The sequence below is a fragment of the Lentzea sp. NPDC037011 genome, assembly GCF_055607425.1.
In genome coordinates this window covers 281,714-294,284 of the sequence record NZ_JBVJRT010000004.1, presented here as the reverse complement: position 1 = coordinate 294,284, position 12,571 = coordinate 281,714, and the positions used below count along the sequence as shown (strand labels likewise).

Genomic DNA, 12,571 nt, shown 5'->3' with positions numbered 1-12,571 from the left:
GACGAGAACAAGCTCCGCGACTACCTCAAGCGGGCGACCACGAACCTCCAGCAGGCGCGCGAGCAGCTCAAGGCCGCCGAGAACCGCAACCACGAGCCGATCGCGATCATCGGCATGGCCTGCCGCTACCCCGGTGACGTCACCACGCCGGAGGCGTTGTGGGAGCTCGTGCGCGAGGGCCGTGACGCGATCAGCGAGTTCCCCGCCGACCGCGGGTGGGACGTCGGCTACGACCCCGACGGCGAGACGCCCGGCACGACCAGCACCCGCCGCGGCGGCTTCCTGGCCGACGCGGCCGGCTTCGACGCCGACTTCTTCGGCATCAGCCCCCGCGAGGCCCTCGGGATGGACCCCCAGCAGAGGCTGCTGGTCGAGGTCGCCTGGGAGGCGCTCGAACGCGCGGGGCTCGTCCCCCAGAAGCTGCGGGGCAGCGAGACCGGTGTGTTCGTGGGCGCGGTCCACAACGACTACGAGTCCCTGCTCCGCGGTGTGCAGGAGACCGAGGGGTACCTGCTCACCGGCAACGCCGGCAGTGTCGCGTCCGGTCGCATCTCCTACACGCTCGGCCTGCGCGGCCCGGCCATGACCATCGACACCGCCTGCTCCTCGTCCCTCGTCGCCATCCACGAGGCCACGAACTCCCTGCGCTCGGGTGAGTGCGGACTCGCGCTGGCGGGCGGTGCCACGGTGATCTCCACGCCGGGCACCTTCGTCGAGTTCAGCAGGCAGCGCGGCCTCGCCGCCGACGGCCGCTGCAAGTCCTTCGCCGCGGGGGCCGATGGCACCGGGTGGAGCGAGGGCGCCGGCGTCGTCGTGCTGGAACGGCTCAGCGACGCCATCGCCAACGGCCACTTCGTGCACGCGGTCATCCGCGGTTCCGCGATCAACTCCGACGGCGCCAGCAACGGTCTCACCGCGCCCAGCGGTCCGGCCCAGGAGGCGGTCATCCGCCAGGCGTGCGCGAACGCCAGGCTGACCACGGCGGACGTGGACGTCGTGGAGGCGCACGGCACCGGCACGACGCTCGGTGACCCCATCGAGGCACGCGCACTGGCGGCCACCTACGGCAAGCGCCGCGAGCAGCCGTTGTGGCTGGGTTCGCTCAAGTCCAACATCGGCCACTCCCAGGCAGCCGCGGGCGTCGGTGGTGTCATCAAGATGGTGCAGGCGCTGCGCAACAGCGAGCTTCCCCGCACGCTGCACGTCGACCGGCCGACGCCGGACGTCGACTGGTCCGGGATGTCGCTGCTCACCGGCAACGTGGCGTGGCCGAAGCTCGAACGGCCGCGTCGTGCCGCTGTCTCGTCGTTCGGCATCAGCGGCACCAACGCCCACCTGATCCTCGAAGAGGCACCCGAGCAGACCCGGCCCACCGCGGAGACGACGCTTCCCGCCGTGCCGTTCGTCCTGTCGGCCAAGACCGACGACGCGGTGCAGGCGCAGGCCGACCAGCTCCGCGCGTTCCTGACCGGCCACCCCGAGGCCGGGCTCGCCGACGTCGCCGCCGCGCTGGCCACCACGCGCACGCACTTCGCCCGCCGAGCCGGCTTCGCGGCCGCCACCGCGGAGGAGGCCGTGGACAACCTGACCCGCCTCGTGCCGTCCGGCCGTGACGGGAAGCTGGCGTTCCTGTTCTCCGGACAAGGTTCCCAGCGCCTGGGCATGGGCGCCGGCCTCTACGACACCTTCCCCGTCTTCGCCAAGGCGCTCGACGAGGTCTGCGCGCTGCTCGACGTCGACGTCAAGGCCGTGATGTTCGGCGACGACGCTGACCTGCTGAACCAGACGGGCTTCACCCAGCCCGCGCTGTTCGCGTTCGAGACGGCTCTGCACCGGCTGTTCGAGGACCTCGGCGTGGTCCCCGACCACGTCATGGGCCACTCGATCGGCGAGATCACGGCCGCCCACGTGTCGGGCGTGCTGTCGCTGACCGACGCCTGCAGGCTCGTCTCCGCTCGTGCGCGGCTCATGCAGTCCCTGCCCGCCGGCGGTGCGATGCTCGCCGTGCAGGCCGCCGAGGACGAGATCGACCTGACCGGTCTGGAGGACCAGGTCTCGATCGCCGCGGTCAACGGTGAGCGCGCGATCGTGCTCGCCGGCGCCGAGGACGCGGTCGCTCGCCTGGAGGAGAGGTACCGCGCCGACGGCCGCCGGACGACCCGGTTGAAGGTCAGCCACGCCTTCCACTCGCCGCTGATGGACCCCGTGCTCGACGAGTTCGCGGACGCCGTGCGCACCATCGAGCACTCCGCTCCGGTCATTCCGTTCGTCTCCAACGTCACCGGCCGTCCCGTCACCGCCGAAGAACTGGCGGACCCGCGCTACTGGGTCCGGCACGCCCGCGGTGCCGTGCGGTTCGACGACGGTGTTCGCTGGCTCGCCGCCAACGGCGTCACCACCTTCGTGGAGGTCGGGCCGACCGCGGTGCTGATGCCGCTCGCCGCCCGAGCCACGGGTGGCACGGTCATCGCCACCGGCATGCGGGCGCGCACCGAGGACGTCGGCGTGATCGAGGCGCTGGCCCGGATCCACGGGCACGGGCACGACGTGGCCTGGGACCGGTTCTTCCCGGCGCGTTCGACCGTGCCGCAGGGCTTGCCGGTCTACCCCTTCCGGCACCAGCGCTTCTGGCCTGCCGCGCAGGCGCCCCTCGGTGCCGCCGCCACCTTCGGTCAGGACGCGTCCGACCACCCGCTGGTGCGCAGCATCGTCGAGCTGCCGGACGGCACGACCGTGTTCACCGGTGTGCTGGCCGTCGACATCCCCAGCTGGCTGCCGGACCACTGCGTGCACGGCAAGCCGATCCTGCCCGGCACCACGTTCGTCGACATGACCCTGTGGGCCGGCCGTCAGCTCGGCTGCAACCGCATCGACGAGATCAACCACCACGTGTTCGTCTCGGGCGAGCCGGGCCGCGTCCGCCAGCTGCGACTGGTGGTCGAGGCCGCCGACGAGGCCGGTCTGCGCGCCTTCACCGTGCACTCCCGGTTCACCGATGAGGCGCACGGCGAGTGGATCCACCACGCCACCGGCGCGCTCGCGGCCGACGCCGCGACCCCGAGGCCGTTCGAGGTCCAGTGGCCGCCGGCTGACGCCGAGGTCATCCCGATCGAGGGTTTCTACGAGCGGCTCGCCGACGCCGGACTCGGCTACGGGCCCTACTTCACCGGCATCCGGGCCGGCTGGCAGGGCGACGGCGTCCGGTACGCCGAGGTCTCCCTGCACGAAGGCGCGGACCTGAGCACCTACGGGATCCACCCGGCGTTGCTCGACGCCACGCTGCAGCTCGCCGCCGTCGGCTCGGAGCCCGGCAGCGAGTACCAGGTGCGCGTGCCCTTCGCCTGGTCGGGCGTCACGCTGCACACCACCGGGGTCGACTCGGTGCGCGTGCGACTGACCCAGCAAGGCATCGACACCATGGCCATCGACATCACCGATCCGAACGGCACCCCGGTCGCGACGGTCGACTCGATCACCCTGCGCCCGGTGTCGTCCGAGCAACTGCGGGCGTCCACCTCCACCCGAGGCGGCCTGCTGCACCGGCTCGACTGGCAGCCCGTGACGACGGGCACCGCGGGCGACGTCCCGCCGGTGGTGCGGATCAGCACAACGGGCACCGACCCGGTGGCTGAGACGCACGACGTCCTGCACCGCGCGCTGCGCACCGTGCAGGACACCGACGGCCCGATCGTGCTGCACACGACCGACGCCGTCTTCACCGGGCAGGTGGACGTCGCCGCGGCTTCGGTGTGGGGCCTGGTCAGGTCCGCCCAGTCGGAGCACCCCGGCCGCTTCGTGCTGGTCGACGGTGCCGACGACGAGGCGTTCCGGCAGGTGCTTCCCGCCGCGGTCGCCACCGGCGAGCCGCAGCTGGCCGTGCGCGGCGGACGCGTCCACGTGCCCCGGCTGGCGAACGCCCAGACCGGCACCGGCAGGACCGTCCTCGATCCCGAGGGCACCGTCCTCATCACCGGCGGCTCCGGCGGTCTCGGACGTCTGCTGGCCCGCCACCTGGTGGTGCGGCACGACGCCAGGCACCTCCTCCTGCTCAGCAGGCGCGGTGAGGCCGCGGACGGTGCGGCCGAGCTGAAAGCCCAGCTGGCCGAGCTCGGTGCCACCGCGACCTTCGCGGCCTGTGACGCCGCCGACCGGGACGCGCTGGCCGCGGTACTGGCCGCGATCCCGGCGGAGCACCCGCTCACCGCGGTCGTGCACGCGGCGGGCGTCGTCGACGACGGCGTCCTCAGCGACCTGACGCCCGAGCGCGTCGACGCCGTGCTGCGTCCCAAGGTCGACGCGGCCTGGTACCTGCACGAGCTCACCCAGGATCTCGGTCTCCGTTCGTTCGTGCTGTTCTCCTCGGCATCCGGCCTGCTCGGCCTGCCGGGACAGGCGGCCTACGCGGCGGCGAACACGTTCCTCGACGCACTGGCCGACCTGCGGCACGGTGCGGGGCTGCCCGCGACGTCGCTGGCCTGGGGCCCGTGGGCCGGAACCGAGCAGGACGGTGGCATGGCGGCCCGGCTGAGCGACGTCGACCGGAAGCGGCTCCTGCGCCTCGGCGTCGTGCCGATCAGCGGTGAGGAGGGCCTGGGCCTGTTCGACGACGCCGTCGCCTCGGACGCCGCGGTCCTGGTGCCGGCCCGGTTCTCGGTGCCGCAGGACGGCTCGGCGGCCCCGGTGCTGCGCGGCTTCGTCCGCACCAAGCCCTCGAAGGCGGCCAAGCCGGTGACGGCCGACCGCACTGACCTGGCAGCGACTCTGGCCTCGGCACCGGCCGAGGACCGCGTCGACATCGTCCTGGCGGTGGTCCGCGAGCACGTCGGCGCGGTGCTCGGCCACACGACGCCGAGCTCGGTCGAACCGCACCGGGGCTTCATGGAGATCGGGTTCGACTCGCTCACCGCGCTGGAACTGCGCAACCGCCTCAACTCGGCGACGAAGCTCAAGCTGCCGGCCACGGCCCTGTTCGACCACTCGTCCCCGAAGGCGCTGGCCGAGCACCTGGTCGGCACGCTCTGCGCCGACCTCGACGAGCCGGTGGCGGAAGGGGGCGGCGCAGCCCGTTCCTTGGCCGCCGAGATCGAGTCGTCCAGCGACGACGAACTGCTGGCATTCCTCGACCGCGAGTTCGGAGTCTCCTGATGAGCAACGACGACAAGCTGCGGTCCGCGGTCAAGAAGCTGGCCGTCGACCTGTTCGAGACCAGGGAGGAGCTCCGTGCGGTGAAGAACCGCGCGGAGGAGCCGATCGCCATCGTGGGCATGGCGTGTCGTTACCCCGGCGGTGTGCGGTCGCCGGAGGACCTCTGGCAGGCCCTCGTGGACGAGCGCGACGCCACGAGCGAGTTCCCCGAGGACCGCGGCTGGGACCTGGAGGCGCTCTACGACCCGGACCCCTCGAAGTCCGGTCACAGCTACACGCGACGCGGTGGTTTCCTCGACGACGTCGCCGGCTTCGACGCCCCGTTCTTCGGCATCGCGCCGAAGGAGGCCCTGGCGATGGACCCCCAGCAGCGGCTGCTGCTGGAAACCTCGTGGGAGGCCCTGGAGAACGGCGGTCTGGACCCGCGGGCGCTGCGCGGCAGCCAGGTCGGCGTCTTCGTCGGAGAGATGTACCACGACTACGGTCCGCCGTCGCACCTCGCGCCCCCGGCCGTCGAGGGGCAGCTCACCATCGGGATCGCGGGCAGCGTCGCCTCCGGGCGCATCTCCTACCTGCTCGGCCTCGAAGGCCCGACGTTCACCGTCGACACCGCGTGCTCGTCCTCACTGGTGACGCTGCACCTGGCGTCCCGGGCGCTGCGGTCGGGCGAGTGCTCCATGGCACTGGCCGGCGGCGTCACCGTGATGGCGACTCCGGGGTCGTTCACCGAGTTCAGCCGTCAGCGCGCGTTGTCGCCGGACGGCCGCTGCAAGCCGTTCTCGGCCGACGCCGACGGTGTGGCCTGGGGCGAAGGCGCGGGCATGCTCCTGCTCGAACGCCTCTCGGACGCGCGGGCCAACGGGCACCCGGTGCTCGCCGTGGTCCGCGGCTCCGCGATGAACTCCGACGGCGCGAGCAGCGGACTCACCGCACCGAGCGGCCCCGCCCAGCAGCGGGTCATCCGGTCCGCCCTGGCCTCCGCCGGGCTGACCAGCGACCAGATCGACGCGGTGGAGGCGCACGGCACCGGCACGCCGCTGGGTGACCCCATCGAGGTCCAGGCGCTCGACGCGGTCTACGGGTCCGGCCGGGACCGGCCCCTGTGGCTCGGCTCGCTGAAGTCCAACCTCGGCCACACCCAGGCCGCCGCAGGTGTCGCCGGTGTGATCAAGACCGTGCAGGCCATGCGCCACGGCATGTTGCCGCGCACCCTGCACATCAGCAAGCCCACCCCCTTGATCGATTGGGCCACGAGCCCGGTGCGGCTGGTGACCGAGGCGACTCCGTGGCCGCGGGGCGAAGAGCCCCGCCGCGCCGGTGTGTCCGCGTTCGCCATCAGCGGCGCCAACGCGCACGTGGTGCTGGAGGAGGCACCGGCCGCGGACGCACCGCCGCCGGTCGAGCGCGTCTCGACGCCGTGGATCCTGTCCGCGGAAACCGCTCAGGCACTGCGACTTCAGGCCGCACGCCTGCGCGAACACCTCCTGAGCCACCCCGACCTCCATCCGGGCGACGTGGCTGTGTCGCTCACGAGGCGAACGCGGTTCAAGCACCGCGCGCTCGTACGGGGAGGGCACCTCGCCGGCCTCGCCGCCGTCGCCGCGGGGGAGGAGACGGCCGGCGTCCTGACCGGCGTCGCCGGATCCACTCCGCTGCAGTTCGTCTTCTCCGGCGTCGTGCCCTCCGCGATCGGACACGACCTCTTCGACGCGCATCCGGTGTTCGCGGACGCTTTCGACGAGACGTGCCAGGCCTTCGGCCGAACGCGGGACGTTGTCCTGCGGGAGAACGGACTCGTCGCGCTGGTCGCGTTGCAGGTGGCGCAGTTCCGGCTGGTGCGGTCGTGGGGTGTGAAACCGGACCTGCTGCACGGCGATGGCGTCGGTGAGCTCGTCGCCGCCCACCTGGCGGGTCTGCTGTCCCTGCCGGAAGCCGCGCGGCACGCCGTCGCCCTGAACAAGGGTGAGACCGTCTCGTACCGACGTCCTCGGTTCCCGCTGGCGCGCGATGTCACGAGCGGTGCGGGGTGGAGGTCCGCCACCGAGGACCTGGCCGTCACGCGACTGGAGATCGGAGCGGCCTGCTCGAACCGCGAAGAGCTGCTCTCGGCTCTGGGCGCGCTCGCCGTCACGGGCACCGAGGTTGACCTGGCGGCCGCGTTCGCCGGTTCAGGGACCGCGGTTCCGCTGCCCACCTACGCCTTCGAGCGTCGTCGCTACTGGATCGACAGCACCGCGGTCACCGACGCCGCGCCGCCGCAGGCTTCCGTCGTCGAGCTGGCGACCGGTGGCAGCGTGCACACCAGCCGGCTGTCGCCCGGTCACCAGGGCTGGCTCGCCGACCACCGGGTGGGTGACGACGTCGTCGTTCCCGGCACCGCGTTGCTGGACATGGTCCTGCGGACGGGGGCCGAGCGGATCGACGAGATCGTCTTCACCGCTCCCGTGGCCGCACCGGCCGAGGTGCAGCTGCAGCTGTCCACAGTGGACGAGAATGGCGACGGCACCGTCGTGGTGTCCGCGCGGGCTTCCGAGAAGGCGCCGTGGACCGAGCACGCCCGCGCCAGGGTGACGGCGCCGGCGGAAGCTCCCGCCGCGCTCACCGAATGGCCGCCGGCCGACGCACAGCCGGTCGAGATCGCGGGGCTGCACGACCGGCTGGCCGATCGCGGCCTGACGTACGGTCCTGCCTTCCGCGGCCTCGAAGCGTTGTGGCGCAAGGACGACGAACTGTTCCTGGACGTGCGCCTGCCCGTCGCGGCAGGGGAGCACGTGCTGCACCCGGCACTGCTCGACGCGGCGTTGCACCCGCTCGCTGCCGGCTACCTGCTGGCGGACACCACGGGCACGCGGTTGCCCTTCGCGTGGAGGGGTGCGCAGGTGCACACGCCCGGCGCCACCGCGCTGCGCGTGCGCATGACGGCGACCGGCCCCGACGGAGTGTCGATCTCCGCTTGGGACACCAGGGGTGTTCCCGTCTTCACCGCCGACGAACTGGTCGCGCGACCGGTCACCCTCGCGGTGGACGACGTGCTGCACCAGGTCGAGTGGGTGCCGGCCACACCGGTCGCGGCGGGCTCGTTCGTGAAGCTGGACGACATCGTGCCGGCCGCGGTGGAAGGCGCCGCCCTGCCGGAGCGAGTGCGTTCGGCACTGGAAGAGGTCACCGCCTTCACCCGGCGCCGGCTCGCCGAGCAGAACGACGTGCTGGTGCTGGTCAGCGGTGAGGTCGAGAGCGACCCGGTGCGCAGCGCCGTCTGGGGCCTGCTGCGGTCCGTGCAGACCGAGCACCCCGGCCGGATCCAGCTGGTCGACACCGACGGTGACGTCGTGCTCGCCGACGACCGCCAGGTCCTGGTTCGCAACGGCAAGCCGTACGTCCCGCGGCTCCGCAAGGCGACGGCCAGTCCGGTGCCGGCCTGGCGGGGCGGCACCCTGCTGATCACCGGCGCCGGTGGCGTCGTCGGTTCGGCACTGGCCCGGCACGCCGCCGTCGCCCACGGGGTCGACCGGTTCGCCCTGGTCAGCCGTCGCGGTGCGGAATCGCCCGAAATGCAGGCGATCGCGGCGGAACTGCGCGACCTCGGCGCCTCCGTGGTCGTGGAGGCCTGCGACGCGGGTGATCACGACCAGGTCGCGACACTGATCAAGGGCATCCCCGATCTGCGCGGTGTCGTGCACGCGGCCGGAACCACGTCCGACGCGGTCTTCGAACGCCTCACCAGCGGGGACTTCGACCGCGTGCTGGCCTCGAAGGTCGACGCGGTGTCGGCCCTCGACGAACTGACCCGTGAGCTCGACCTCGACTGGTTCGTCGTCTGCTCGTCCGCGGCAGGCTGGTGGGGCACCGCCGGGCAGGCGAACTACGCCGCGGCCAACGCGTCCATGGACGCCATCGTGCGCCGCAGGCGCGCGACCGGTCTCGCGGGGATCTCCCTCGCGTGGGGGCTGTGGGCGGAACAGGGCGCGCTCGGTGCTCACCTCGACGACGTGGACCTGCGACGTCTCGCCCGCAGCGGTGTGCTGCCGCTGTCGACCGAGGACGCGCTGTCGGCCTTCGACAACGCGCTGGGGTCCGCTGAGGCCGTGCTCCTGCCGGTGCGGCTGGCGCCCGCTGCCGGGCCCGTCCCGGCCCGTGGCCGCGTCATCACGAACGAGCCCAGGCTGAGCGGTCTCGGACACAGCGACCTCGTCGCCGCGATCACGGACATGGTCGCCGAGGCTCTCGGTCACCGCGTCGAGGACGTGTCACCGGACGCCGCGCTGCTCCAGATGGGTCTGAGCTCGCTCACCGCACTGGAACTGCGCAACGCGCTGGAACGGGCCTCCGGCACCTCGATCCCGCTGACGACGCTCTTCGAGCACCCCACGCCGCAGAGCCTGGCCAAGTACCTGCGCACCCGGTTCGAGGCGGCTTCGGCCGGTTCCACCTCCACGCCGGCTTTGGTGTCGATGACGGGCACCACCGTCCTGCTGACCGGTGCGACCGGTGGCCTGGGTCGGTTGTTCGCGGAGTCGATGGCTTCCGCCGGCGCGAACCTGGTGCTGACCGGCCGGGACGGCGCGGCACTGGCCGAAGTGGCGGAATCCGCGCGCTCCCTCGGTGCCGAGGTCGTCTTCGACACCGCGGACATCATGGACGAAGCCGGTGTGGCCGGCGTCGTCAAGCAGGCCGTCGACACCTTCGGTTCGGTGGACGTGCTGGTCAACAACGCGGGCATCGCCGGCCCGATCGGACCCCTGTGGGAGACCGACGAGGACGAATGGTGGCGGGGCATGGAGATCAACCTCCGCGGCACGCTGAAGGTCTGCCGCGCCGTGCTACCTGGCATGGTCGAACGGGGTTCGGGCCGCATCGTGAACATCGTGAGCTCCGCGGGCAGGCACCGCTGGCCGAGCGCTTCGTCCTACTCGGTGTCGAAGGCCGCCATGATCAAGGTGGCGGACAACCTGGCCCCTGAGCTGCTCGGCACCGGCGTGTCGGTGTTCAGCTACCACCCGGGCCTGGTCGACCTGGGCATCACGAAGCAGGCCCTGGACCTCGAACCCACCGGTGACAAGTGGAGCGACCGGATGCAGGAGTGGCTGAGCGAGCAGCGCGAGCAGGGGCGGTTCGCCGCACCGGAGCGTGCCGCGGAAGTGCTGATGGAGCTGGCGTCCGGAAAGGCGGACCCGCTGTCGGGCCGCTACCTGACGCCCGAGGACGACGTCGAGTCGATGCTGGAGCGCATGGCTTGACGTGCGCCGCTCAGCCCACCTGCCGGCCGTTGGCCGTGCTGGTGGGCCGGGCGGTGGCCAACACGGCCGCCATGGTGGCGACCCTGCGCAGCGCGATGGCGGTGCGCGGCACGTCCAGCCGTTCAGGACTGGCGACGCTGATCGCGAGGAACGGCAGCTCACCGCCGATGCGCACCGGTATCGCCACGGTGCAACCGCCGCGTCCGGCGTCCTCGGTCACGACCGCCATGTCGCGCGTGCGCACGGTGCGCAGGTCGAGCATCAGCTGTTCCGGCCTGACACCGGCCGCGGCGGCGACCTCGTCGACGCGCTCGCGGAGATCCGGCCTGAACGCCAGCAGGGCGCGTCCGGTGGCGGTGTTCGCGGCTTGGCGCAGCGACGGCTGGCGTTGCACGTACCCGGCCAGTTCGTGGCGGTAGAGCAGTTCGACGTAGCGGACCTGCGTGCCGTTGAGGACGTCCAGGGCGACCATGCCGCGAGTGCGGTTCTGCAGGTCGACCAGGAGCGGGTTGAAGATCCGGCGCAGTCGTTCGGCCTTGGCCCGGTCGCTGTGCCGGGTCATGTCGTGGAGGTGGTCGCCGAGCACGAAGCCACCCTCGGAAGGAGCCACGAGGTTGAGGTCGGTCAGCACGCCGAGCACGCGGTGAACCGACGACTTGGGCTGGCCACACCGCCTGGCCAGGTCGGAGAGCGACATCGCGCCCTCGGCTCCAGCCAACTCCTCGATCAACGCGAGCGCCTTGCGCAGAGGACCACCCGGCGCGTTGCGGGCTTCTGAAAGCGACTCCACCGGCACGACTCCTGGGAATGTGGCTGGATCGGGCGGGATCAGTTGGCCTGCTTCAGGGCGTCCAGCACAGCCGCGCTCGGTCGGGCGCAGCGCAGCAGGTCCGAACGCATGGCGCGAACGGCGTACTTGAGGAGGGCGGTGGTGAAGTCGACGTTGATCGTTTCCGCCGGGCCCCAGACGCTGATCGCCATGCGGGGCAGGTGGTCTCCGGCCACGAGGGAGGCGGCGACACCGATCACCCCGCTGTACAACTCGCCGTTCGCCACCACGACGGCGTCCGGGTCGCGGGACCGCAGAGCACGGCCGATCGCGGTGCAATGCGCGGGAAGCATCGTGGGCACTCGTTGCACGAGGCACAGGTGCCGCAGGTCGTACTGCACGTCGACCTGGCGGACGTGCGATCCCGCCAAGATCCCGGTGCTGACGACACCGCCCGTCTTCTCCCGCAGGTCGATGATGTGCGGTGCCAGCGTGGACTTCAGCACCCGATCGACCCGCGCCCGTGCGCTGTCGTCGATCAGGTCGAACAGACAGTCACCGATCTCGTACCCGCTCGACGTGCGCCGGACGAGGCTCGAACCCGTGAGGGCGTCCATCATCCGGTGCAGGGAGGACTTCGGCAGGCCGGACGCGCGCGCCAGTTCTGCGAGTGTCATCGCTCCCGAAGAGGACAACAGCTCGACGAGCTCGAAGGCCTTCTTGACCGGGCGGCCTCGCACGGCCTCCTCACTGGACAAAGACGTGTCCTCCTGCGGCAAGTGGCTTGTCGGCGCACGGAGCGCCGCTGGCAAAGCCCACTGTCAATCAGGACGAAGTGCCGGGTACTGCGGAGAACCGCAGTACCCGGCGCGACCGGGCGAAGTCACATCCGCAGCACGAAGCCTCCGAGTGCGGACGACAGCTGGGTTCGGCGGCGCACCCGAGCTTGCGGCAGGTGGAACTTGTTCGTGCGCCGGGAAACTTTGAGCTCGTGCGCCATCTCGTGGTTCGAACGCCCTTCGAGCACCTAGATTCGCCGCGCGGTACTCGGGCGGTATCGGGAGCGCGTTGGGTGCCGAGCCGGGCGGCGTCACCTCCACCGGCTCAGCCCGTGGGAAGCTCCGGCGTGAGGCAGGGACTGCGGACTCCCGCAAAGCCGGAAATGATCGCGGTGAGAACTTGGCTCAACTCTGCAGGTGATCTTGGTCTCACCGTGCGACGGGGTTGCGCGAACGAGTGAATCGGTCGGTACGACTGCGATGTGGATGAAGGATCGGCTGCAAGGGTTGTAGGCCGACGAGGACTTCCTCGGCTGGTTCCCGCATGACGGGCGCCCTGGTCTGTCCGATCGGGCATCAGCGGGCAGCCGGAGATAGCCCTTTCCGGCGGGCTTGAAGACGCCGTGCAGAACAGGTGCTCA

General features: G+C 71.6%; 3 protein-coding genes and 1 pseudogene. 2 read left to right on the top strand and 2 right to left on the bottom strand.

The window, feature by feature from the left end; all coding sequences use genetic code 11:
• Nucleotides 1-12: 12 nt before the first annotated feature.
• Together ACZ7CH_RS13495 and ACZ7CH_RS13490 are read left to right on the top strand one after the other, a co-directional pair.
• A pseudogene (locus ACZ7CH_RS13495) lies at nucleotides 13-5,145 on the top strand (type I polyketide synthase); the annotation flags it as partial.
• Nucleotides 5,145-10,382, top strand: coding sequence for an SDR family NAD(P)-dependent oxidoreductase (locus ACZ7CH_RS13490; RefSeq protein ID WP_470373979.1), 5,238 nt, complete (start codon nucleotides 5,145-5,147; stop codon nucleotides 10,380-10,382). The pseudogene ACZ7CH_RS13495 and the gene ACZ7CH_RS13490, both read left to right, overlap by 1 nt.
• Before the next feature lie 10 nt (nucleotides 10,383-10,392).
• Here the strand turns inward: ACZ7CH_RS13490 and ACZ7CH_RS13485 are convergent, their stop codons facing one another.
• Both ACZ7CH_RS13485 and ACZ7CH_RS13480 read right to left on the bottom strand, forming a co-directional pair.
• Entirely contained in the window at nucleotides 10,393-11,172 is a 780-nt protein-coding gene (locus ACZ7CH_RS13485) for an IclR family transcriptional regulator (RefSeq protein ID WP_470369206.1), read from the bottom strand.
• Between the two features lie 38 nt (nucleotides 11,173-11,210).
• Nucleotides 11,211-11,909, bottom strand: coding sequence for a helix-turn-helix domain-containing protein (locus ACZ7CH_RS13480; RefSeq protein WP_470373978.1), 699 nt, complete (start codon nucleotides 11,907-11,909; stop codon nucleotides 11,211-11,213).
• Nucleotides 11,910-12,571 lie beyond the last annotated feature (662 nt).